This window comes from Micromonospora sp. LOL_023 (genome assembly GCF_048060115.1).
Lineage (GTDB): Bacteria > Actinomycetota > Actinomycetes > Mycobacteriales > Micromonosporaceae > Micromonospora_E.
On sequence record NZ_JBHMIM010000079.1, the window covers coordinates 1 to 23,220 of the forward strand.

Here is a 23,220-nt window from a genome sequence, read left to right on the forward strand (position 1 = left end):
GTGCAGGGTGCGCAGGGCGTGCAGGGTGCGCAGGGCGTGCAGGGTGCGCAGGGCGTGCAGGGTGCGCAGGGTTTCCAGGGTGCGCAGGGTGCTGATGGTGCCCAAGGTGCGCAGGGTGCGCAGGGTGCTGATGGTGCCCAAGGTGCTCAAGGCGTGCAGGGCGTGCAGGGCGTGCAGGGCGTGCAGGGTGCGCAGGGTGCTCAGGGTGCGCAGGGCGTGCAGGGCGTGCAGGGCGTGCAGGGCGTGCAGGGTGCGCAGGGTGCTCAGGGTGCGCAGGGTGCGCAGGGTGCTGATGGTGCCCAAGGTGCGCAGGGTGCGCAGGGTGCGCAGGGTGCGCAAGGCTTCCAGGGTGCTGATGGTGCGCAGGGCGTGCAAGGGGCGCAAGGCTTCCAGGGTGCTGATGGTGCGCAGGGTGCTCAGGGTGCGCAGGGCGCGCAGGGCGTGCAAGGGGCGCAGGGCGCGCAAGGTGCTGATGGTGCGCAGGGCGCGCAAGGAGTGCAGGGAGCGCAAGGTGCTGATGGTGCGCAGGGCGTGCAAGGAGCGCAGGGCTTCCAAGGCGTGCAGGGTCCCCAGGGGCCACAAGGTGCGCAGGGTGCAGGTTTCCCAGATCTCTACGTCAACTCGGCTTCCGCTGGCGGGTCAGGGTTCCTGGAAGTGCAGTGCGATGCGGGGGACGTCGCTACCGGTGGCGGTTTCCAATCTCAGGGAAGCCCCGACACATCGCGGCCCATCCCCGTTGCCGGTGAGCCGACTGGTTGGCAAGCCGAGTTTGGTGGAACTGGCGGAACGGTCTATGTCGTCTGTGCAGACATTGCGTGAACTGAAGGTCGACGAACGAGAGTGTTCGGTGTTGGGTATCTTATATTAGGAGTGACGGAAAATGAAAATGCGAACGATGTTCGGATCGCTGGCGTGCGGTGCGGTGCTACTAGCTGGGGTTCCAGCCTGTACTGCCGACGGAGAGGTGCAGGGTCCGGACACCAAAAATGCCGGAGCCGTGAGTGAAGACCTCGTCGCCCTGGTGCGGAAAGGTGTCGACGAAGGCCAGTCGGGAGATATTGAGAAGGCTAAGGAGACTTTCGAGCAAGTACTGGCTCTCGACGAGAACAACGTGCTGGCCTGGTACAACCTCGGCTACATCGCGCAGTCACGGGACAAGATTGCGCAGGCCATCGAAAGCTATGACCGGGCATTGGAGGCTGACCCCTCCTACAAACCTGCCCTGTTCAACAAGGCCATCGCGCTCGAAAGCCGTGACAAGACGGCGTCAATCAGTCTGTATCGCCAAATCGTCGACCTTGATGATGAGGCGTCGACCGCGTACCTGCGACTCGGTTTTCTGTTGGTGGATGAGGGCGGTGAGGCCGAGGCGCGTACGGCGTTCGAGAAGGCGGTGCGGCTCGACGGGGCGCTGCTGGAGAGTGTTCCCGAAGAGTATCGAAACGATGTCGATGATGACTCGGATCAGTGAGTGGTTAGGGGCATGAAAAAGCCAGCTGTGACGGTCTTCACCGGAAGTAATCGTACCAAGTTCTTGGATGAGTGTCACCAGTCGCTTCAGGGGCAGACGTTCGACGACTGGGAGTGGGTCATCGTTCTGAATCAGGGGAACCGCTGGCGGCCTGAGATGCCAGATCGGCGGATCCGCCTGGTGGTGCAGGACGAAGTGTCCGGCGTAGGTGCGGTCAAGAAGCGGGCCTGTGCGGAGGCGTCGGGCGACATACTCGTCGAGTTGGATCACGACGATCTTCTCGCTAGCGACTGCCTTGCAAAGGTGGTCAATGCCTTCGATGAGAATCCGGAAGTCGGCCTGGTCTACAGCGACACAGCTCAGATCGCTGAGGATGGCAGTCGTGACGGCAGTCGCTTTTCTGCCGATCATGGTTGGCGATATAGGGATGTTCGGGTCGATGGGCGCGAGGTGCTGGCCTGCACGTCACTGCCGCCGACGCCGCACAACGTCAGCTACATCTGGTACGCGCCGAACCATGTGCGCGCGTTCCGCCGTGACATCTACGAGAAGTCTGGCGGATACGACGAGTCGCTTGACGTTGCCGACGATGCAGACCTCATGTGTCGCATGTATCAGCTTGCGGACTTCCATCACATCCCGGAGTGTCTCTACCTGCAACGGATGCATCCGGGCAACACCCAGCGTGTGCCGGAGATCAACGCCCGGATTCAGCAGCGGACGGTGGAAGTCTATGACCGGAATGTGCAGCTGAACGCGCTGGCATGGGCCAAACGGCAGGGCCTGCTCGCGCTCGACCTGGGGGCAGCGCACAACAAGGTCGAAGGCTATCAAGGGGTCGATGTCCATGCCGGACCCGAGGTGGACATGGTTTGTGACATCACCAAGGGTCTGGATCTGCCGGACAGCAGCGTCGGAGTGATCCGGGCGAGCGACTTTCTGGAGCACATCCCGGACAAGATCGCGTTGTTCAACGAGCTGTACCGCTTGTTGGCGCCCGGCGGGATGCTGTTGTCGTTGACGCCGAGCAGCGACGGCCGGGGAGCGTTCCAGGACCCGACGCATGTGGCCTTCTACAACGAGAACTCGTTCTGGTACTTCACGGACCGGCAGTACGCCAAGTACGTACCGGAGATCACGTGCCGATTCCAGGTGTCGAGGTTGGTCACCTACTTCCCGACCGACTGGCACCGCGCGCATCACATCCCGTACGTGGCGGCCAATCTGATCGCGGTCAAGGACGAGGTGCGCAACGGGGGGCTGTTGGCGGTCTGACGTGGCGGTTGCCGGAGTAGCGGGCACCCTGCCCAAGGAGGCGGCCGAGGGACCCTGGACACAAGCTAACGCGGAAGGAACTGGCTCGGCTGGCCGGTCCACGACACGTGCAGGGCTTCGCGGGCGCGGGTGCAGGCGACGAACAGTACGCAGCGTTCCCGTAGCACGTCGCTGTCGTGCTGGATGCGATCCACCTCCGCAGGGGTGACGTTGCGGGCGTAGGGCACCGCCGATGCGGTCACCCCGAGCACCGCGACGCAGCGGAACTCCAGCCCCTTCATCGCATGCATGGTCGCCAGCCGGACCCCGTCGACGTCGGCAGCCGGCTGCTCCTTGACCAGTACGGTCGGGACACCGGCCTCGGTCAACGCGGACTGCACCGGGTCCAGCCTGGCCTTGAATCGTGTGCAGACCGCGATCTCGGCCGGCCGTACGCCCCGGTCCAGCCATTCGCGTACCCGTTGCACCAGGGCCGCCACCTCGGCCGGCTCGTCCGGCTGCCCGGCGACCGCCGGCTGCCGGCCCCGCAGCAGCGACCGGTAGCCGGTCAGGTTGTCCCGACCGTCCCCGTCGAGGCCTTCGACGCCGGTGCCGTCGAGCAGCCCGGTCGACCAGGTGAGGATCTCCGCCGTACTGCGGTAGTTGATGCGCAGCCGGAAGCTGCGCCCGGCGGTACGGATCCCGAGCGCGGCCAGTGACACCTTCGCGTCGTAGATCCGTTGGTGCGGATCCCCGGTGAGGAAGATGTCGTCCGGGCCGGCGGGTACCGCCGCCCGCAGCACCCGCCACTGCGCCGGGTGCAGGTCCTGCGCCTCGTCGACCACCACGTGGTGGAACCGGAGCGACGGATCGTCGGCGTCGGCGAGTAGCCGCGCCGCGTCGGCGCACAGCTGTAGGTGGGTGGTGGCACCAGTGGCGGCCAGGTCGGCCCGCAGCGTTTGCACCGCCCGCCAAATCTGCTCCCGCTGCCGCGGCCCGAGCATCGAACCGCGGCCGCGCCGGGTCACCCGCAGGTAGCCGGCCAGGTCGTCGATCTGGTGGCCGAGGATCACGTGCCGGAACTCCTGGGCCAGGAACTGCTCGGTCCACGGCAACTTGTGCCGGTCGACGATCCGCCGCCAGACCTGGCTTTCGGGCACGTCGCCGAGCAGCGACGGCACCCGGCCGGTCAACGTCTGAACGGCACGCCTGGCGAAGGCGTTGACCGTGGTGACCTCCACCCGGGACAGTGCTGCCTCGTCGTCGCCGAGCAGCTGCGCCAACTGCTCCCGTAGGGTCGCCGCCAACGCCGTCGTGTACGTGGTGAGCAGCACCCGGCGGTCGGCGGAGCGGGTCAGCAGATGCTTGACCCGGTGCAGCGCCACCACCGTTTTACCGGTGCCGGGTCCGCCGGTCACCTGCGTGGGGCCACCGTACGCGGTCCGGTAGGCGACCCGCCGCTGCGACGGGTGCAGGAAGATCCGCCAGGCGGCGAACGGCTTGTTCAGGATCTCGGCGAGTTCGGCTGGCCCACTGACCAGGGTGATCCGGCTGCGGGTGTTGGCGATCGCCAGCTCCAGGCTGTCGGTGGGTTGGCTGTCGGCGTCGGCTGGGCGGCGTTCGGCGACGATGTCGCGGTACACGTCGTCCGGGGTGAACCCTTCGGCGAGGTACTGCAGCACCTCGAACTGGTCCTCCGGCAGCAGCGTGCCGAACGCCTCCAACTGTGCCTTGTCGACGATGGTGCGGGCGGCCCGCAGCACCTGGTCGTCGATGCCGAGCTGCCGCAACGTCTTGTCCGGGTGCGCGGCGAACAGTAGTGTCGGCGCGCCCGCCGCCGCCTGTTCCAGTGCCGGGGTCAGCTGCTCGATCGCGACGACGTTGCGGACCTCCAGCCCCCGGGTGGCGGTGTTGACCGTGTAGAGCCGTTTCGCCGCCCAGTCGTACGCGGCGTCGTGCGCAACGACGTTGGTCAGCAGGAACGTGTCGCTGCCGTCGTCAGGCGCCAGGACCACCCCGCGCCAGAAGTCGGTGATCCGAATGGTCCGCATCCGGGCGTCCCGCGAGTTGTGCACCGACTCCAGGTGCAGCCCCTTGTCGGCGTGCAGCTCGGCGATGCTGAGCTGCTGGAACTTCGCCATCGCCTTGCGTACTCCGGCTTTGATCGGCTTTTCCAGCACGTCGTAGCTTTCCCAGAAGCTGGCGGCGAGGGCGAGTTGCGGCACGGGCAAACCTCTCAACAGCAGCGGTACGGTCGGTGACGGCGGGTGGCACCGTACCGCTGATCCATCTGACGGCACTGCCCACCAGTTGGCGGTCAGCTCAACTGGTCACCCGCGTCGGCGTCGTACTCGGCCGGCGGTTGTGCCTGCTGGTAGAACCAGTCGAGCTGCTCGATCAGCAGTTCACGGGCCGCCGGGTCGGCGAGCACCGGCAGCCGGAAACCGGGCCGGAGCCCGATCCGGGCCGCCGCGATGTTCACCCCGGGGATTTTGTTGAGCCGTTGCCGGAACTCCGCACGCAGCGCCATGTCGTCGAACGGCACCCGGTTCTTGAAGTGCTGGAAGACGATCTCGAACTTGCCGCTCGGGTAGATCGCCGCCGGCCAGATGTTGCCGAGCCGGTGGTCCTTGCCTCGGGCGATGAGAAAGCACGACGCCTCGTCGCCGGTGCCGTAGAGCAGGTTGCCGCCCAGCGCGGTCCAGCCGTCGAGGACAGCCTGCACGGCGGCGACCACCGGCGGATCCTGCAGCTGTGCCACCTGCGTGCTGAAGCGTCCGGCGTGCGCCGCGCTGGTCCGCGGCGACCGGGGGCGGGGCAGGTCGTCGGTGCTGAGCCCGGCGAGCTGGGCCAGCTCGTCCAGCGGAATCCGCTGCTCCGGGGCGGCGCGCCCGCTGCCGTCGAACTCGACCCCTTCGGCCCGCAGCAGGTCGAGCGGGTCGTCGGTACTGGCCGGATCGGGCCAGCGGAAGCTCGGCGAGAAGGTGCCGCCGGTCTGCAGCACGCGGTGTGCATTCGGTGCTGGATGGTTCGCCAGCCGCGTCCCGACCGGCACCGGGTGGCTGCCGATCAGCGCGGCCACGTCGCCGTACGTGGTCCACGAGCCGGCGGGCAGTTCGGCCAGTGCCCGGTTCATCACGTCCCACGGCACGTCGGAGTCGTGGTCGCGGGAGGTTTCGGCCGGACCGGGCCAGAGCGAGATGATCTGCTCGGCCAGCGCCTCGCTGCGGGCCTGGATTTCCGGTCGCCCCCACCGTTCCTGCCGGGCGATGTCCCGGTTGAGCACGATCGGGCTCCTCGCCAACGCGGCCTTCTTCGCATCGAACGGCTTGTTGCCCAGTTCCGAGTTGTAGCCGGTGAGGGTCAGGTTGCCGATCGTGTGCACCAGCGACTCGTGCAGGTCGGTGAAGTTCTCGTCGGGCCCGAGATCGTCGTTGAGCATCTGCCGCCACTGCGCGGTCGGCGTCTGCGGCAGCACGTGCTCGATGCTGAGCGAGTCGGCGGCCACCGGCTCCTTGCTGCGGTGCGCCTCCTCCAACCACTGCAGCACCAGGTTGCGCTGGTGCGCGCGGCCGTTGAGGAAAAAGGGAATGGTCCTGGTCAGCGAACGGACCTGCGCGTCGGTCGCGTAGTGCTTACGGCCGGTCGACAGGTACGCCCGGACCGCCTCGTCGACTGGGAGCTTCGGGTCCATCTCGGTGACGATGGACATCAGGATCCGGTTGAGGTTGGCGGTGGCCCGGCCGATCACCAGGCGGCGGACGAAGAAACTCTCCACGTACCGCATGGCGGCGATGATCTGCCCGGCGGTGGCGGTGCCCTGCGCGCGGCGGTCCAGCAGGTGCAGCAGCAGCGGGTAGACGGTGGTGGCGCCCCAGGCGTGCAGCCGGGTCAGCCGCCGCCGGACCTCGAGGTCGGGCTCGCTCTCCGGGTGCAGGATGATCTTCAGCAGCGCGCCGAGGCGGCTGAACCGGCGTACCTCCGCCTCGATCTCCGCTTCGCCGCGCATTGCGTTGAGCCGCTTCTGGTGCGCGGCGTAGATGTCGGTCTGCTTGGCGCGGCCGTCGCGCTGCACCAGGTCGAGCCAGAAGAGCAGCTCGAGGTTCCTGCGGTCACGGTCATTGCGGTCGAGAGCATCCTGCAGCGGGAACCACAGCGACTCGTACACGGTCTCGCCCCGGGTCGGCAGCCGCATGAAAAGGTAGTTGCGCAGCAGGTCGGCCTGGGTCAACTGCAGGCCCGTGTTGTTCAACGACTCGAAGATCCGGTAGACGTTGTCGCCGGCCTGGGCGGTGACCGCCACCAGCGCCAGTCCGGTGATGACGGCGTTCTCGATCCGCGCGATGTCGAGTGTGTTCCCGACGTCGTCGTACTCCCTCAGCCGGCTGACGAAGAAGTCGTACGCCGATCCGACATGGTCCCTGCCGCCGACCTGGGGAGTCGACTCCACACAGGCCAGGTAGGCGCCCCGGTCGGCTTGGGTGGGTACGAGTTTGAGTCGGTGCGGATCGGACTCGAACTGGTTGATCAGGTACAGCTGCTCGATGCGCCCCCGGTGCTTGGGGTCCTCGGTTTCGGCCCGGTGGTCCCGGATCGCGCAGAGCAGGATCGACAGGGTGGTGAGGCGCTGCTGCCCGTCGACGACCAGGAACTCCTGCACCCCGACCGGGCCGATCTCCGGGCTGGGTGCCAGCACCACCGAGCCGATGAAGTGGGTGGCGGCAGGGTCGGCGCGGCGGTCGTCGGCGAGCTTCTCGATGTCCTCCCAGAGCCGCTTGCACTGTTGCTCGGACCACGAGTACGTCCGCTGGTACAACGGCACCCGGTACTGCTTGGTGCCTTCGAGCAGCTTCTGCAGCGTCGTCTCCTGTGCCGCGACCATCGGCTACTCCTGTCTAGTGTGCACATTCCCTGAACCCGGGCAATGCAACCAGAGCGCGCGTCAATGCACAACGGCCGGCCGGACGAGTTGTCGGGTGTTCGTTCGGGCCGCCGAAGAGTAGTCGAGTCTGTGCAGCGATGTGAGGCTGAGATACCCAACCTGCCTCGGTTTAGGTGTCTCAGCCTCACATCGTGCGGAGCGCCGCAGCGGTCAGCTGCGTTCGGCGATGGCCTGCCGGACTGTGCGGATGAGTTGCCCCTTCTGCCGGAGTACGTCGTCTGCTGTGAACCGCAGCACCAGCCAGCCAGTTGCCCGCAGGGCGTTCAAGCGACCGACGTCGCGGCGGAACGTCGCCCGCTCCCGGTGGTGATCACCTTCGTACTCGATGGCGATTTGCCAGTGTGGATAGGCAAAATCGACCCGGGCCAGGAAACGTCCGCGCCGCGCCGCGCCACTGAAAGCGGAGGCAGAGCCGGCACCGTCTGTCGCGTCGCTGGCACGGAGGCGGATCTCGTACTGCGGCGTCGGGCGCGGCAGGCCGGCATCGTGCAGCAACAGGCGAAGCCGCGACTCCATCGGCGACTCGCTCAACGGATCGACGAGGGGCAGGAGTTCCCGTACCCGCCGTACACCGGGCAGGCCGGCGTGGGAGTCGACGTAGCGTGCCAGCGTCTCGCGGCGCAGCACCCGGCGGTGCAACAGCGCGTCGACGGCGGCCAGCGCGTCGGCGCGCGGCAGCGACCTGCCCAGATCGAACGCCGTACGGGCCTCGGTGGTCAGCGGTATCCCGCCGAACAGCCGGATCACGTCCCCAGCACCGAGTGACTGGTGGGTGACGGCCAACCGTGGGTGGCGATCGGGCCGCGCCGAGCGGGGCAGGGTGACGTGCACCGGGCTGCGGCGGGGGAGCATGTCCACACCCCACAGGTACGCCGCGCTCAGGCCACTGACCGCACCGGTCGGTAGTTTCACCGCCGCCGCCTCGCACCACATCCGGTGGTCGCGGTCGTCGAACGCCGCCGCTCGGACGTACACGTCAGAGAAGAGCCGGCGCCAGCTGGGGCCGGTCAAACTCCGCTTGGTGATCAGCCCGGCGGCTACTGCGGCGCTGCCGGAGAAGGGCCTCAGGCGCAGCTCGCGAGGAATCCGTGCGGTGCGGGGCATCGGGCCACTGTGCCGTCAGCGTTCGTCTTCTGCTGTCCCGGCGACGGGTTACGTCACCGATCCGACTGTCGCGCCGGCCCGACTGCTCCGACTGCGAGCTGCGCCTGGACACGATGTGAGGCTGAGATACCTCACCCGGCAGAGAACAGGTATCTCAGCCTCACATCGTGACGAGAACGTCGAGCTGCGGAACCACCGTGGGCTGTGCTGCGGGACGGCGGCCGCCACGGCGGCCAGCACGACGTCAAGGGGGCCCTGGACAGGCGCAGAGGAGAGCGGTGACCCTCGCGCGGAGCTACAGAAGAACTTTAGTTCCACGCGGCCCCGTCGCACGAAACTACAGTTGATGATCAACGATGACGATGGTGATCTGGGGTGCTCTGCGCCCGCCCGACCGTCCCGAAGTCGCCCTCCGGCTCCCTGCTGATGATCTCCAGCAGTGCCGGGTCGCGGTATATCTCCGCCGTGTGCCGCCACTGCGCGAGCAGCTCAGTCACCGAATCGAGCGCTGTCAGCGTTCTTCCGTCCCGAGCCAGGGCGCCCAACTCCGCGATCAGCTGGTCGACATCGGAGCCAGGGAGGACCCTCGTCCAGGGCATTGCCTCCGCGAGGTCCCGCCGGGGATCGCCAAGGGGTGGCGATGTCACCTGCTCGCTCCTTCCCGTAGGTGTACCGCGAGCGCGCCGAGCACCAGCACCGCTGCCACGGCTGCCACGGCTGCCAGCGCCAACGCCATCGCCGGCTGGTCGCGCAGGACCGGGTAGTCGATCACCGACATGAACGCTCCGTCGTAGCCGAGCTGCGTCGATGCCAGCACGACAGCGAGCGTCGCCAGCAGCACCACCGCTCGGCGGCGTACGGCTGCCGGCAGCGCCGACACCGCGACGAGGCTGAACAGCGCGATCAACGCCAGAGCGCCGAACCCGATGCGTGCCACCGCAATGTTGCTGATGAACATGAAGCCGTCGGACTGTTCCGCCACCAGTGGCGTGCCGGCGGCGCTGAGCGCCGCACACAGCCCTATCGCGACCGCTGCGGCCCAGAACCGCTCCGGAAGCGGTCGCTGATCGCGGCCACCACCGTCGGCAAGCAGCAGCGACCCGCCCAGCCCTACGGCGACGATCAGGGCGAGCAGGAGGTGCCAGCCGGGGGCGGCGTGGTCACGTACACCGGTGGTTAGCATTGCCAGTTCGGCGACCACGGCGGCGCACGCGCCGATTCACGAACGACCAGACCGCCGGCCGGCTGGGGTGGACCGACCACCACCACCCCGCCGACGAGTCGGCTCGCTGCTGGCGCCAGCAGCGGCTCCGATGAATCGGCACCTGCTGAGCGGTCATCGACCGGCACGCCGGTCATGCGCGCAGTCGCCTGCGGACGATCGCGTCTCGGTCGATACTCGATGCTGGTTCAGGTCGGCTGGCATTGTCGATGTCGTTCAGCGCATTTTGTCCGCCTGGCCGGCCCCGGAGATTTCCGGTCCTGTGCGAGCGGGCCGAGCCGGCAGGTGGCGTCCTCGGCACGGTACGGCCCTACAGGGGTTGATCGTGGCGGGAGTGGATTGGGCTGTGCGCCGACTGGGCGAGGGGCCGAGGGCGCCCCGCGCATGCGCCTGACATATGTAGTTTAAGATGCATTTGGCTGGTAGCCAGATCGCAGCTTTCGTGGAACGGTCGGTAATCTGTCAGTTGTGCCGACTCACCCCGCGGTTTTATTACTGTGGGTGATCATCCTTGTGCTGATCGGAGTTGTGCCGCGACTTGTTGGCGACTCAGGCTATTCGTTCTGAGGGGTTGCGGCATATGTCGATTCTGACCGGTGGCAATCCCCCGGTTGACGACGTCGTGGGCGGGATAATCGATCTCGGACATATGTGGATATGCGGCAGCAAGAGGGTGCTGGTGCCAGAAAGGCGTCGCGTGTATGGTGTGGTGTGCGGAGAGTGCTCGACTGCGGGGGTTCGTCGCGATATGTATCTCAAACTTCTCGGCACCCTGGAAGCGATAGGTAGCCGACGATCGCTGGATATTGGTGGGCCGCGGCAACGTACCATTCTGGCAATGCTGGCGCTCAGCGTGAACCGTGTGACCCCCGTCGAGCAACTTGTCGAGGCGGTGTGGGATACCGACCCGCCGTCCACCGCCCGCGGGCAGGTGCAAACCTGCGTTTCACTGCTGCGGAAGCTGTTCGGGGCGGCTGGGCGGCCGGGCGCCATTCGGACCCACCCACACGGCTACCTGCTCAGCTTGTCCGGGGACGAACTAGACAGCGAGCTGTTCGCCGACCTCCTTGCGCAGGCACGCCAGCAGACCGAACACGGACGGATCGACGTGGCGGCAACGACTTTGCGCCAGGCCCTCGATCTTTGGCGGGGGCCGGCGCTCGCTGACCTCCACAGCGGGCTGGTGCGCCGGGGGGCTGTGCTGCTGGACGACCAACGGCTCTCTACCCTTGAGGAACGGGTCCGGCTCGACCTCGTCCTTGGCCGCCACGAGGACGTCGTCAACGAGCTCACCGCGCTCGTGCACGAGTACCCACTCCGGGAACGGCTGTACGGCTACCTGATGCTCGCAAAGTACCGCTCGGGCCGCCCCGCTGAGGCGTTGGAGGTACGCCGGCACGCGCGGGCCGTGTTCGTCGAGGAACTCGGCATCGAGCCGGGACAGGAACTCCAGGACCTGGAGCGGGCAATCCTCAATCGCGATCCCGCGCTGGATCAACAGCCGATTTCTTCGCGGCTGGTAGTTGACGCTGGCATCGACGATAAATCTACGTCGCTCCAGCCGGTCGTGCCACACCAGGTGCCGTTCAGCATCGCTGACTTCACGGGGCGTGATTCGCTGATAGGGCGTATAAGGGAGGCACTGACCGGAGATTCGTCGAATGAGCTGGCACCGTACTCGATGCGGATCGTCGCTATCTCCGGTGTGGGGGGCGTGGGGAAGTCGAGTCTCGCCTTCCGGGTAGCCCACGAGATTGCCGATCAGTTCCCTGACGGCCATCTGTACGGCGAGTTCCAGAACCCGCAGAGCCGCGACGTGGGCGCGGTACTGTCCAGATTTCTCCGGGCGATGGGGGTGAGTGGTTCCGCGATCCCCGACGATCTGCAGGAACGCGCGACGCTGTACCGCAGCACGCTGGCGGGCAGTCGGGTGCTGGTCGTGCTCGATGACATCACCCGCGAAGAGCAGATCCTGCCGCTGCTGCCTGGCAGCCCCACCTGCGCGGTCATCGTGACCAGCCGTCGGCGGCTGGCCTGGCTTCCCGGGGCGTTGCGTGTTGACGTCGCACCCTTCGACGCCGCCCGGTCGATGGAGCTGCTGCACAAGATCGTCGGTGACGACCGGGCCCGTGCCGAAGAGCCGGCGGCGCTTGAGTTGATCCGCTTCTGCAACGGCCTACCTCTGGCGCTGCGGATCGCCGGCGCACGGTTGGCGTCACGCCCACACTGGCGGATCGCCGATCTGGTGCGCCGGCTGGGCAACGAGGCGCGCCGGTTGGACGAGTTCTCGCACGGCGGACTGGAGTTGCGGGCCAGCATCGGCCTCACCTACCAGGGGCTGACGGCGCGGGCGCAGCGGCTGTTTCGCCTCGTCGCCCTGATCCAGGTACGCGACTTCCCGGCCTGGATGGCAGCGGCGTTGTTGGACACCGACCTGCTGGACGCGGTCGATTTGCTGGAGAGCCTGGTCGACGCCCGCATGCTGGACACTGTCGAGTACGCCGGCAACCGGGTTCGATACAGCTGCCATGACCTGATTCGGGTCTACGCGCAGGAGATGCTCGGCGCCACCGAGAGCCAGGCACAGCGCGACGCCGCAGTGGCCCGCGTTCTCGGTGCCTGGCTCACCCTCTCCGACGAGGCGCACCGCAAGGAGTACGGCGGCGACTTCACGTTGCTGCACGGAGGCGCGCCTCGTTGGCGTCCGCCGTGCCAGGGTTCGTCGTCGGAATCCGCAGTGGACTGGTGGGGTGCCGAACGTGACTGGTGGGACAACGAACGGTTCGCCATCGTCGCGGCCATTCGACAAGCCGCCGTGTACGGGATGCACGACCACTGTTGGGACCTGGCGCTGACCTCGGTGACTCTGTTCGAGAGCAAGGGCTACTACGAGTTGTGGCGAGATAGCGCGGAGACAGGGCTGGCGGCGACCGCGCAGGCCGGCAACCGCAACGGGCAGGCAGCCATGCTCTACTCGTTGGGCACGCTGTACATGTTCCAGAAGCGGCTCGGCACCGCGGGTGAATACCTCACTGCGGCGTTGTCGATCTTCGAGGGTGAGCGGAACACACACGGCTGCGGGCTGGTGCTGCGCAACGTGGCGCTGATCGAGGGGCTGCGCGGCGACACCTCGGCGATGCTGAGCAACTACGAGCGATCTCTCGCCGCGTTGCGCGCCGTCGGCGACGAGATGGGTGAGGCGCAGATTCTGCGCAGCGTCGCCAGGTACTGGATCGACGAGGGGGAGATCGAGCGTGGCCGGTCGCTGCTGGAGGAGGCGCTGACCATCTGCCTCAAGGTGCGGTGTCTACGCGGTGAGGCCCAGGTCGTACACCAGTTCGCCCACCTTCACCTGAGCACTGGGCAGATCAAGCTGAGCCGGCAGGCGCTGCACCGGGTTCTGCGGATCGTGCGTAGCATCGGTGACCGGATCGGCGAGGTGTACGCGCTCTACGGCCTCGGTCTCGTCGACACTCGCGACGGACGGTCTGAGCGGGCCGAGCAGACTCTGCTGCACGCCTTGGACCTGGCCCGGCGGGTCGGAGAACGGCTCGTTGAAGGGCAGGTGCTTCACGCACTGGGCGAGTTGTGCCTGTCCGCTGAGAGGACCGTCGCCGCAGCGAAGTACCTGGCTGGCGCGCGCCGGCTGTTCGAGGACCTCGGCTCGGTGCTGTGGCAGGCGCGGACGTTGAGCGTGCTCAGTGACCTGCACGCGATGAACGACAACCGCAACGAGGCGGCGGACAGCCTGGAACGGGCCGCGCGACTGCTGGCCGGCCTGGACTCCAAACAGGCCGCGCGGTGGTTGGAGCAGATCCGGTCCAGCAGGTCGGCTTTGGAGCTAGTCGCACCCCAGCGGGCGGGCCGCCGGTGACGGTGCGGTTGTCCCGGCGCCGGGACAACCGCACCGGTCGGTCACGGCAGGCGCAACTTCACGATCTCGCCGATTCCGGGAGACACGCCCTGGCTCGTGGCGTAGACGTCGTTACCGGAGACCGCTATGCCAGTAGGCGCGATCAGCCCTTCTGGCGAGAAGTGCGTCTTGCTTCCGTCGTGCTCGACGCGAACGATCTCGCCGTGACTCGGCGGGAAGATCGCTCCGTTCTTGGCCATCGAGAGCGCCAGTAGCCGCCCCTGGCGGTCGAAGGCAAGGTCGGTGAGCAGGGTGAAACCGTCGGCGTAGACGGTCGGTTCCTGGCCAAGCACCACCCGGTACACCCGGGCGGTTCCCGCGACGATGCTCAGCTCGGCCACGTACAGAGCCCCGTCGGGGCCGACCTCGACGGCGGTGGGCGCGCTCTGCAGTTGCCAGCCGCCGCCGACATTCTTGGTCGGGAACACCGCCAGCGTCTTGATCCGGCCGCCCCCGGTGGTCCAGAGCAGGTCGTTGCCGCCGGCGTCGGCTACCGCGAAACCGCCCCGGAACGGAACCATCCCGTACGGGTTGGACTCGATCTCAGCGCCGACGGGTGCCCCGGCGCCGCCATCGGGGTTGTGTCGCGCCTCGTGGACTCCGAAGTCGGCGCCGAGCCTTGCGTGCCCGGCGGTCGGACAGGGGAAGTGCAGCAGCCGGCCCATCTCGGGGCCGTCGGCGCCAAAGGGGTTCACTCCGGTGACCGGGTCGATCCCCGAGGTGGACATGAGTACCGTCAGCCGGCCGTCGCGCAGCGACAGGTCGGCCGGGCCGGTGGCGTATGAGCCGTCGGTGGGCGCGCCGAGCGACGGCAGGCCCTCGATGACCCGGGTCACCGCTCCGTTGCGGACGGTGGTGATGGCTCCACTGTGCCCCAGGCACTGCTCACCCTCAGGAGTGGTGATGCACTGCAGGTCACCGCCGACGCCGGCTTCCGCCACCCATATCGTGCCCCGGTCGACGACCAGGTGTCGAGGATTGTTCAACCCACTGGCGACGACCTGCAAGGTGGGCTGGGAACTGCTGGCCGGGGCGGCAGTCGCCGCGCCTGGTGACAGCACGACGGCGAGGCCCGCTGCCACCGCCAGAGTACGTCTGGCCAGTTCTCTCATCAGGATCCTTCCGGGAAACGATCACCTCGGGCCAGCCGAGGGCCAGGTGTGACAGATGAAGCCGATGGTGGGATCCCCATCGAAGTTGTCCAACAGCGGTTCTGGCCGGCTCGCCACCCGTCCTCGTCACCAGTGCATGTCGCTGGGATCGCTGGTCGCTTCGGCCGGTACGGAGCCGGCCGTGGTCTGCGGCGCGGCGACCGCGATCGTTGCCGCCCCGACGAGCATGGCGGCGGCCGCGAGCAGCTTGAGGAACAGCGCTGTGGACGGTGTCCTCGGCCGACGAGCGTGGGCTGGCGTCGGGCTCAACTGGCGGTGGAATGGCATGTCTGTCGCCTCCGTGTCGTGTCTCGACGCATTCGTTGGTGGACCGGCCGAAGCATGTCGCGTTGCGCTCTCGGTGGACTCTCGGTCCACGGAGAGTCCACCGAGAGCGTCTGAGGAGCAGCCCTGGCTAGCCTGCCGCCCAGACCGCCGCGTCACGTTCAGCGGCCTCCTGGTCACCGGCTGGAGGGAGTCACTGCCGAGATGAGCGGCCGCGTTTTGCAGCTCAACACCGACGAGCTAGTCAGCGCGCTGCATGCGGTCGACGCGGTCGACCTGCTCGCCGAGGAGCTACGCGACGGGGTGACTGGGGAGTCGGGGGACGATACGCCCGACGGACGCATCATTCCGCTTCCGGGGCCGGACAATCTCGTGCTGCTCGAGGATCAGCGGGTAGGCCGGCGCTGCGTGCTACCAGCCCAGACGCTCGCCGCCTCCCGGATGGCGGCGCTCGCCACCATCGCCGTCCGGGCGTTGGTGGCCCCGGGTGCAGTGACCGCCGCCGTGCTCGGTCCGGGATCCGCGACCAGCTTGCTGCTTCCACTGATTCTCGGCCGGGCCGGAGGGCTCACCCACGTGGCGATCTTTCACGGTGCCGGAGCGTCCTCGCAGGAGCACATCCAACCGCAGCTGTTGGCTGAGCTTGACAGAGCAGGGGTCGGTTGGACGGTTACCGAGGCGGCGGCTGACGCGGTCTTCGGTGCCACCCTGGTGGTGGGTTTGGTGCCGCGGCCGGACCGACTGGACATCGGTGAACCGGCGAACGGCGCGTTGCTGATCAACACCGCCAGGGTGGGGTTCGCTGGCGGGGTCGTCGACCAGGTACGGCAGATTTATGTAGATGATGCGTCGTTGAGCAGGCGGCAACCTCCTGGCCTCGCCGGCGCCTGCGGGCACACCGCCTACGAGCCGTCGTCCTGGTACGCCGAGGCGTCCCTTGCGGACTCTGCGCTGTCGTCGCCGGCCGACGCAGAACCGTCGCTGGCTCGTCGGATCGGCGGCCTGCGGCCGCGCCGACACCGTGCGAGCCGACCGGGCAGGTCGAGCCGTGGTGTCCGACCGATCGAAGCCGAGTTGGGACAGCTGCTTGTTGGCGAGCACGCCGGCCGCACCGGCGCCGACGACATCCTGCTGGTCGACCTGCTCGGGGCGTGGGCGCTCGACGTGCGGCTCGCCTGCACATTGCATCGCGCGGCGCTGTCGCGCGGATTCGGGGTGCAGCGTGACGAGTGGCCGTGACCGGCGCGGCGACTATCTATCGACCGCGTGGACGGGGGAGTCCGCGCGACCAAACAGGATCGGGGAGATCCATGCTGGTAGAACGAAACGGAGAACTGTCGTCACTGACCGATCTGCTGGCCGAGAGCGCTGCGGGACGCGGCAGGGTCGCCCTGATTCGGGGTGGTCCGGCAACCGGCAAGACCGAACTGCTGCACGCGTTCGCCGAGCGCGCTGTGGCAACCGGGGCGCTGGTGCTGAGCGCGACGGGCGCCAGGGCCGAGCGCGAGCTGCCGTTGGGGGTTGTCTGGCAGCTGATCCGCAGCACGTCGCTGGGACCCGAGGTGCCGGGCCGGATGGCGGAACTGACGGTTCCGGCGGCCCTGCCCGGACCGGGCGTTGCGCCACACACCGCTGGACTGGACGCACGGGCGGTGCACGGCCTGTGCGCACTGCTACTGGAGCTCGCGGCCGACCGGCCGGTGGCGATCGCTATCGACGATATTCAGTTCGCTGACCGTCCGTCCCTGCAGGTGCTGGTCAGTCTGCGGCGCCGCCTCCGGCCGGCCCGCGTGCTGCTGGCGATGACCGAGTGGGAGTGGCCCAGCCTGCCGCGCACCCAACTGCACGCCGAGGTGGCAAGGCAGCCGCACGCCCGAATAACGGTTGCCCCGCTGTCCTGTGCCGGCACCGCCGACCTGGTTGCTCGCCGGCTGGGCAGTTCCGGGCTACCCGCCGGGCTCTCCGCCCGGATGCACGCCATCACCGGTGGGAACCCGCTTCTGACCCATGCGCTGATCGAGGACCAGCTCCGGGCCGGACACGCCGGGCAAGCGGTAGGCGCCGCGGACGTGGCGGGTGCGGCGCGCGTCGCACCGGTCGCCGGGCCGGTGTTCCACCAGGACGTCTGGGACTGCGTGACCCGCTGGGACGAGGAGATCCTTTTGGTGGCGCGGGGTATCGCGTTGTTCGGCGAGGGCGCCACCCAGGAGCTCACCGCACAGCTGCTACGGCTGGCCGACCGGCCCCTTGGACCCGCCTTCGACGTGCTGCGGGCCGCCGGGCTGGTGGTCGGCGACTGCATCCGGCATCCGGTGATCCGCGACATCCTGCTGGCGGGCATCGCCCCGGAGCAGCTCGCCGGGTGGCACCTGCGGGCAGCCGAACTGCTGTACGCGCGGTCGGCGGAGACGGTCGAGGTCGCCCGGCACCTGGTGGCCGCCGGCGCGGTCCCGGGGCCATGGGCGGTACGCCTGCTGCGACACGCAGCGGAGCAGGTGATCGCCGAGGACGACCAGTTCGGGATCGGCTGCCTCGACCTGGCGTTGCGCAACTGCGACGACGATGAGCGACTGGCGTTGCGTGCCGTCCTGGCCCGGCTGGCCTGGCGGGCGAGTCCGTCCGCGCTCGCCCCTCACCTGCCCCAGCTACGTGTCGCGCTGAGCTCCGGCTCACTGCCCTGGCGGGATGCCGTACCGGTGATCCGCCACCTGCTCTGGCAGGGAGAGCTGCCGGCTGCCCTCGACGCCATCGACTCTGTCGGGGGACGCCACGGTCCGGCGGACGCCGCCAGTCTCACCGAGCTGCGCCTGACCTTGGAGTGGGTGTACGGGCCGATCTGGCAACGGCTGGCCGAGCCGGTCCGGGGCTGGCTCGTGTCCCCGGCCCCGACAGCCGGCGGTCCGCTGGCCAGGGCGGCGCAGCTCACACTGGCCCGATCCGCGACGCCGCCGGTGGGCAGTGCCGAGTACGCGTTGCAGAGCTGCGCGGGTGAGGCGCCGCCGGAAGTTGCCGCGCTGGCGCTGCTGGTGCTGGAGTACGCCGGACGCCCCGAGCACGCCCGCCACTGGGCGCAGACCCTGCTCGACAGCACAGAGCGGCGCCGCACCGGGGCGGGGCGCGCGTTGCTGAGTTGGGTCCGGGCCGACCTCGCCTGGCGACGCGGTGATCTGGCTGGTGCGGACGCGGACGCGGCCGCGGCGTTGTCGATTCTGCCGGCGCGTGACTGGGGGGTGCTCGTCGGACTGCCGGTGGCGACAATGGTCCTGGCCCGCACCGCCATGGGACGCCACGACGAGGCGGCCGCGCTACTGGACGCCGCTGCCCCCGAAGCGATGTTCGACACCGTCGCAGGTGCCCACTACCTGTACGCCAGCGGCAGTCACAGTCTGGCCGCCGGCCGGCCACTGGCTGCCGTGGACGAACTGGAACGCTGTGGTGAACTGCTCAAGCGGCTGGCTGTCGACGTGCCGGCGATGATTCCGTGGCGTTGCCCGCTCGCTCAGGCGTACCTGCAGGTCGGTCTGCGTGGCAAGGGCCGGCACCTGGTTTCCGACCAGCTGGACCGGGCTGGGGACCGGGCGCGTGGTGGCGCATTGCGGGTCCTCGCCGCCTTCGGCGCGTCGCGAGACCGGACTGAACTGCTGTACCAGGCTATCGAGCTGCTGGAACGCTGTGGAGACCGGCTCGAGTTGGCGTACGCGCTGGCAGACCTCAGCCAGGCACACCGGGAAGCCGGCGACCTCGGGCAGGCCCGGTTGGTGCTGCGCCGCGCCGAACAGGAACTCAAGGTCTGCCAGGCGGCGGGTGGACCGGTCGAGCCGTCGGCAGCGGACAACGTCGGCCCGACCGGCGTCGCCGTGTTGAGCGACGCAGAACGCAACGTGGCCGCGCTGGCCGCCCTGGGGCACACCAACCGGGAGATCGGCCGTACGTTGTACATCACTGTCAGCACGGTCGAGCAGCACCTCACCCGGGTCTACCGGAAGCTGCGGGTGACCCGCCGCGCCGATCTGCCGTCGGAGCTGTCCCACTACGATGTCTCCGGCCAGTCGCCGATGTCTCCGGCCCGTACCCTTGCGGCCCGCTGATCCGGCTGCGCCGTCCGAGGTGGTGCTCCTCCGGGTAGTGCCCGGCCGGCACGGCGACCCCTGGCCGGGTCGCCGTGCCGGCCGGCACTACGGGCGTACCGTCGTCTGATCGTATGAGCACCCCGGCTGTCAGCCGTTACTCGATCGGTGCTCGGCCGCCACGGTCATCAGGTACTGGCCGTATCCAGTCTTCGCCAGTTCGGCCCCGGCCGCATGACACGTCTCGGCACTGATGAAGCCCATCCGCAGAGCGATCTCCTCGACGCAGGCGATCCGCAGCCCCTGGCGCTGTTCCAGCGCCTGCACGTACTGCCCGGCCTGCAGCAGCGAGTCGTGGGTACCGGTGTCCAACCAGGCGAACCCGCGGCCGAGTTCGACCAGGCGGGCCTTACCCCGGTCGAGGTACACCTGGTTGACGTCAGTGATCTCCAGCTCGCCGCGCGCCGACGGGCGAACGTTCTTGGCGATGTCGACTACGTCGTTGTCGTACAGGTACAGACCGGTGATCGCGGTGTTGCTCCGCGGGCGCTCTGGCTTCTCCTCCAGCGAGATCAGATTGCCCGCCTGGTCGGTCTCGCCCACGCCGTAACGCCACGGATCGGTCACCGGGTAGCCGAACAGCACGCAGCCGTCGAGGTGACGGGCGCTGCTCTGCAGTACCTCGCGCAGGCCGGGTCCGTAGAAGATGTTGTCACCCAGGATCAGCGTGACCGAGTCGTCCCCGATATGGTTCGCCCCGATGATGAACGCCTCGGCCAGCCCTCGTGGACTGGGCTGCTCCGCGTAGCTGATGCTGATGCCCAGCGCCGACCCGTCGCCGAGTAGCCGCTGAAACTGCGGCAGGTCACGGGGGGTGCTGATCAGCAGGATCTCGGTGATGTCGGCGAGCATGAGCACCGACAGCGGATAGTAGATCATTGGTTTGTCGTAGACCGGCAGTAGCTGCTTGGACATCGGCAATGTCACCGGATGCAGGCGGGTTCCTGATCCGCCAGCGAGGATGATGCCCTTCACCTGTCACTCCCTACCGAACGAGCGGGCGGTTCAACGGCCCGCCAGCTTCTCCAGGTTCGTCACCAGGTCGACCGGGGTCGGCCTGAGCCGGATCTCGTCTCGTACCTCACCGGCACGGGTCCGGTAGCCGGGGTCGGACACCAGCGTCTGTACCGCGTCGCGAACCTGCTGCCGGTCGGCGAGGTCGCCCTGCAGGTGGATGCCGACACCGGCGGCGTGCAGCCGCTCCGCGGTGACCGTGGTCTCGGTGGTGAAGGTGATCGGCAGCTGCGGCGCGCCGGACACGAGTGCGGTCATCGTGTTGCCGCTGCCGCCGTGGTGCACGATCGCGGCGCAACCGGGTAGCAGCAGCCGTAGCGGCATGCGTTCCAGCACCCGGATCCCCGCCGGCACCGCGCCCAGCGCCGCCACGTCCGCCGCCGTGGCGGTGACGACCACCTCAAGGTCGAGGCCGTCCAGGCTGGAGATCAGCTCGGGCAGCAGGTAGGAGTTTGGTCCAGACATCGTGGACAGCGCCGTCGACCAGGCGATGCAGACCCGGGGCCGGCCCGGAGCATCGTGCAGCCAGTCCGGCTCCGGCGCGCAGCCGTTGTACGGCACGTACCGCAGTGGCACCCGCTCGCCACCGACCGGTGGAGCGACCGCTGTCGGACACGGGTCGACCACATGGGTGATCAGGTCGAGGCTGAACTCGCCGACACCGTGCCGGGTGAACGACCCGCTGATGTCGGTCGGCACGATCCGCCGGTGCTCAGGCTCGTGGGTGCCCACCGGGCCCCACAGGCACAGCAGCGCCGGAACACCGATTACCCGGGCGGCCAGCAGGCCCTCGAGGCTCGTGGGGTCGTGCAGCACCACGTCGGGGCGCCAGCGGCGGGCGTACTCGACCGCCGCGTCGAATCCGCGCGCCGCGCGGGCGGCCAGCTCCGGTTCCACGGTACGGCGGTACGCGGCGAGGTCGAACTCGTCCAGGCTGCGCAGCGGCTCGCCGGTCAGCGGATGCAGCGGCAGCCAGGGGTAGCGCCACCGGCCTTCGGCGGCTTCCCGGTAGTACTCCAGCCGGTTGCTGGTGACGATGTCGACGCCGTCGAGCACCGGCACCGGGATCAGCCCGGTGTTCGACACCGTGGTGGTCTCCGATGCGGGGCACAGCACCCGGACCTCGTGTCCCATGGCCTGCGCGGCCCAGCCGACGGCGATCATCGTCGAGTAGTGGGTCGACCACGACGAGACGGTGAACAGTACTCGCATGCTCAGTTTCCTCCGGACTTCGCGGGGATCGCCTCGGCGGAGACGAACACCGGGGTGCAGCCGACCGGCAACTGCACCCGGCCGTCGCGGGAGGCCACCGGCACCGCGCGGCCCAGCGCGTCGACCGCGTAGGCCCGCTCCGCTGTCCAGGGCCAGTCGAACTGCACGTCGGGCTCGTCCTCGCCGTGGAACAGGTCCCGATCGATCCAGGTGACCAGCAGCGGTCTACGTCCCGGCCGCCGCACGTCGAACAGGTACTGCTGCGGACGATCCCTGACCGGGAGTCGCTCGACCTGCTCTGCCCCGTCGAGCTGGCCGGCCACCAAGGCGAGCGCATCGGCGTTGGGATGGCGGACCGCCAGCTCGTCACCGGCGTAGTCCATCAGTGCGAACGTCCGGAACATCACGTCCATCAGCGAGTATGGGTTGGCGAAGCCGGCGGCCTCCGGCGCGAGGTTCCAACAGACGGTCCGTCGGATACCGACGGAGAAGGCCAGCACGTTGCGCATGACGATCTCCCGGCACGCGATCCGGTAGCGCTTCTCTTCGAGGTCAGATGGGCAGTCGAGCAGGAACATCTGCAGCGTCGGCGGCAACGTCTCGCGTCGGGCGTACAGCTTGGCGATTGCTTCCTGCTCGGCCTGGCGGCCGTGCTCGCCGGCCGCCTCGGCGGGCTCCTTGAGGATCGCCATCGCCTCCGGGAACATCGCGGGCCAGGGCCCGTTGTACTCGCCGGCCACCACCGGCTTCTCGTAGCCGAACTTGCGCATCTGTTCGCGGACCGACTCCACATGTTCGGGAATCATCGTCGTCGGGCCGTACAGATGTAGGTCGAACAGGTCGAAGTGGTCCCGACCCCGGTCGAGTAGCAGATCGAAGAACCGGCGCTCATGACTGTCCGGTGCCGACAACGGAAGCATGAAGGGAGCGCCGCCGAGGACCACCGACGCCTGCGGGTCCACTTTCTTGACCGCCTTGTGCAGCACCTTGAGTTGGGCGAGGTACTCCGGCGCGCTGCCAGCCCACAACAACGCGTTGTCGGTCGGCTCGTTGTCGCACTGCCAGTAGTGCACGCGGCCAGCGCAGTGTCGGACCAGCCGCTCGACGAACTTGCCGTACCGCCGCAGGCTCTTCGCCGGTGACGGCGGCAGCAGCCGGGTCGGTACCCGGGTGGCCCAGGGCGAGCTGGAGCAGACCGTCACCCAGATCTCCTCGGTACCGTCGAGCTGATCGAACAGGGCGTCGACGACGTCGAAGTCGAAGCGGCCGGACACCGGCTCGATCTGCGACCAGTAGACGTAGACCCGGATCAGGCCGGCATTCATCGCACGGACCTGGGGCACGAAGCGCTCCGGGCGGCCGTACATGCCGTAGCTGATGCCACGGACGACCCCCAGGCGAACTCCGGGGCTGGGCGGCGAAATGGTCACGATCGGAGGCTCCATGTATCGGCGGCGAGTTGTTCGAGTTGGGTGGTGACGTCGTTGGGGGTGGGGGTGGTGAGTATGTCGTGTTGGACGTTGGT

Annotated in this window: 16 protein-coding genes; 5 read left to right on the top strand and 11 right to left on the bottom strand. The window is 68.3% G+C overall.

The features are described 5' to 3' along the window. Nucleotides 1-582, bottom strand: a 582-nt coding sequence (locus tag ACFHVL_RS28210; RefSeq protein WP_416631515.1) for a hypothetical protein, incomplete at its 3' end; no start/stop codon positions are given. A 313-nt stretch (nucleotides 583-895) separates the two neighbouring features. On the opposite strand from ACFHVL_RS28210, the gene ACFHVL_RS28215 reads away from it, so the two are divergent. Together ACFHVL_RS28215 and ACFHVL_RS28220 are read left to right on the top strand one after the other, a co-directional pair. After that, nucleotides 896-1,471 (top strand): tetratricopeptide repeat protein, encoded by a 576-nt coding sequence (locus tag ACFHVL_RS28215; RefSeq protein ID WP_416569040.1) that lies wholly within the window; start codon nucleotides 896-898, stop codon nucleotides 1,469-1,471. A 12-nt stretch (nucleotides 1,472-1,483) separates the two neighbouring features. Continuing rightward, on the top strand, nucleotides 1,484-2,746 hold the full coding sequence (locus ACFHVL_RS28220) for a glycosyltransferase (protein WP_416557203.1): 1,263 nt from the start codon (nucleotides 1,484-1,486) through the stop codon (nucleotides 2,744-2,746). A gap of 65 nt (nucleotides 2,747-2,811) precedes the next feature. Here the strand turns inward: ACFHVL_RS28220 and ACFHVL_RS28225 are convergent, their stop codons facing one another. The 5 genes from ACFHVL_RS28225 to ACFHVL_RS28245 all read right to left on the bottom strand — a co-directional run bounded on the left by ACFHVL_RS28225 (nucleotide 2,812) and on the right by ACFHVL_RS28245 (nucleotide 9,954). Then, nucleotides 2,812-4,950 (bottom strand): UvrD-helicase domain-containing protein, encoded by a 2,139-nt coding sequence (locus ACFHVL_RS28225; RefSeq protein ID WP_416631516.1) that lies wholly within the window; start codon nucleotides 4,948-4,950, stop codon nucleotides 2,812-2,814. A gap of 92 nt (nucleotides 4,951-5,042) precedes the next feature. Continuing rightward, on the bottom strand, nucleotides 5,043-7,607 hold the full coding sequence (locus ACFHVL_RS28230; protein WP_416631517.1) for a GmrSD restriction endonuclease domain-containing protein: 2,565 nt from the start codon (nucleotides 7,605-7,607) through the stop codon (nucleotides 5,043-5,045). Nucleotides 7,608-7,817: 210 nt separating this feature from the next. Further along, nucleotides 7,818-8,771 carry a DUF559 domain-containing protein gene (locus tag ACFHVL_RS28235; RefSeq protein ID WP_416631518.1) on the bottom strand — a complete coding sequence of 318 codons (954 nt, stop codon included), beginning with the start codon at nucleotides 8,769-8,771 and terminating at the stop codon, nucleotides 7,818-7,820. Between the two features lie 350 nt (nucleotides 8,772-9,121). After that, a complete protein-coding gene (locus ACFHVL_RS28240) occupies nucleotides 9,122-9,418 on the bottom strand; it encodes a hypothetical protein (RefSeq protein ID WP_416631519.1) in 297 nt (98 codons plus the stop codon). Continuing rightward, complete coding sequence (locus ACFHVL_RS28245; protein ID WP_416631521.1) at nucleotides 9,415-9,954, bottom strand: hypothetical protein; 540 nt, start codon at nucleotides 9,952-9,954, stop codon at nucleotides 9,415-9,417. The genes ACFHVL_RS28240 and ACFHVL_RS28245 overlap by 4 nt, the downstream gene beginning before the upstream one ends. A gap of 787 nt (nucleotides 9,955-10,741) precedes the next feature. On the opposite strand from ACFHVL_RS28245, the gene ACFHVL_RS28250 reads away from it, so the two are divergent. After that, complete coding sequence (locus ACFHVL_RS28250; RefSeq protein ID WP_416631522.1) at nucleotides 10,742-13,867, top strand: BTAD domain-containing putative transcriptional regulator; 3,126 nt, start codon at nucleotides 10,742-10,744, stop codon at nucleotides 13,865-13,867. 41 nt (nucleotides 13,868-13,908) lie between these two features. Here the strand turns inward: ACFHVL_RS28250 and ACFHVL_RS28255 are convergent, their stop codons facing one another. Both ACFHVL_RS28255 and ACFHVL_RS28260 read right to left on the bottom strand, forming a co-directional pair. Then, on the bottom strand, nucleotides 13,909-15,018 hold the full coding sequence (locus tag ACFHVL_RS28255; RefSeq protein WP_416631523.1) for a ScyD/ScyE family protein: 1,110 nt from the start codon (nucleotides 15,016-15,018) through the stop codon (nucleotides 13,909-13,911). A 126-nt stretch (nucleotides 15,019-15,144) separates the two neighbouring features. Beyond that, nucleotides 15,145-15,345, bottom strand: a complete 201-nt coding sequence (locus ACFHVL_RS28260; protein WP_416631524.1) for a hypothetical protein — start codon at nucleotides 15,343-15,345, stop codon at nucleotides 15,145-15,147. A 201-nt stretch (nucleotides 15,346-15,546) separates the two neighbouring features. Here ACFHVL_RS28260 and ACFHVL_RS28265 point away from each other — a divergent pair, with 201 nt between their 5' ends. Both ACFHVL_RS28265 and ACFHVL_RS28270 read left to right on the top strand, forming a co-directional pair. Further along, nucleotides 15,547-16,581: a hypothetical protein gene (locus tag ACFHVL_RS28265; RefSeq protein ID WP_416631525.1), complete on the top strand. Its 1,035-nt coding sequence runs from the start codon at nucleotides 15,547-15,549 to the stop codon at nucleotides 16,579-16,581. 71 nt (nucleotides 16,582-16,652) lie between these two features. Continuing rightward, nucleotides 16,653-19,430, top strand: coding sequence for an AAA family ATPase (locus ACFHVL_RS28270; RefSeq protein ID WP_416631526.1), 2,778 nt, complete (start codon nucleotides 16,653-16,655; stop codon nucleotides 19,428-19,430). Nucleotides 19,431-19,559: 129 nt separating this feature from the next. Here ACFHVL_RS28270 and rfbA read toward each other — a convergent pair whose 3' ends face one another. From rfbA to ACFHVL_RS28285, 3 genes are read right to left on the bottom strand one after another with little or no spacing between them, the layout of a single operon-like run. Further along, nucleotides 19,560-20,444 carry a glucose-1-phosphate thymidylyltransferase RfbA gene (rfbA, locus tag ACFHVL_RS28275; RefSeq protein ID WP_416631528.1) on the bottom strand — a complete coding sequence of 295 codons (885 nt, stop codon included), beginning with the start codon at nucleotides 20,442-20,444 and terminating at the stop codon, nucleotides 19,560-19,562. 30 nt (nucleotides 20,445-20,474) lie between these two features. Then, nucleotides 20,475-21,695, bottom strand: coding sequence for a nucleotide disphospho-sugar-binding domain-containing protein (locus tag ACFHVL_RS28280; RefSeq protein WP_416631529.1), 1,221 nt, complete (start codon nucleotides 21,693-21,695; stop codon nucleotides 20,475-20,477). Nucleotides 21,696-21,697: 2 nt separating this feature from the next. Then, on the bottom strand, nucleotides 21,698-23,125 hold the full coding sequence (locus tag ACFHVL_RS28285) for a hypothetical protein (protein WP_416631530.1): 1,428 nt from the start codon (nucleotides 23,123-23,125) through the stop codon (nucleotides 21,698-21,700). Nucleotides 23,126-23,220 lie beyond the last annotated feature (95 nt).

Bases quoted from the DNA above. Each gene is read 5' to 3' on its own strand.
- ACFHVL_RS28215 (WP_416569040.1), top strand. From the start codon at position 896: ATGTTCGGATCGCTGGCGTGCGGTGCGGTGCTACTAGCTGGGGTTCCA.
- ACFHVL_RS28220 (WP_416557203.1), top strand. From the start codon at position 1,484: ATGAAAAAGCCAGCTGTGACGGTCTTCACCGGAAGTAATCGTACCAAG.
- ACFHVL_RS28230 (WP_416631517.1), bottom strand. From the start codon at position 7,607: ATGGTCGCGGCACAGGAGACGACGCTGCAGAAGCTGCTCGAAGGCACC.
- ACFHVL_RS28235 (WP_416631518.1), bottom strand. From the start codon at position 8,771: ATGCCCCGCACCGCACGGATTCCTCGCGAGCTGCGCCTGAGGCCCTTC.
- ACFHVL_RS28245 (WP_416631521.1), bottom strand. From the start codon at position 9,954: ATGCTAACCACCGGTGTACGTGACCACGCCGCCCCCGGCTGGCACCTC.
- ACFHVL_RS28250 (WP_416631522.1), top strand. From the start codon at position 10,742: ATGTATCTCAAACTTCTCGGCACCCTGGAAGCGATAGGTAGCCGACGA.
- ACFHVL_RS28255 (WP_416631523.1), bottom strand. From the start codon at position 15,018: ATGAGAGAACTGGCCAGACGTACTCTGGCGGTGGCAGCGGGCCTCGCC.
- ACFHVL_RS28260 (WP_416631524.1), bottom strand. From the start codon at position 15,345: ATGCCATTCCACCGCCAGTTGAGCCCGACGCCAGCCCACGCTCGTCGG.
- ACFHVL_RS28265 (WP_416631525.1), top strand. From the start codon at position 15,547: ATGAGCGGCCGCGTTTTGCAGCTCAACACCGACGAGCTAGTCAGCGCG.
- ACFHVL_RS28270 (WP_416631526.1), top strand. From the start codon at position 16,653: ATGCTGGTAGAACGAAACGGAGAACTGTCGTCACTGACCGATCTGCTG.
- ACFHVL_RS28280 (WP_416631529.1), bottom strand. From the start codon at position 21,695: ATGCGAGTACTGTTCACCGTCTCGTCGTGGTCGACCCACTACTCGACG.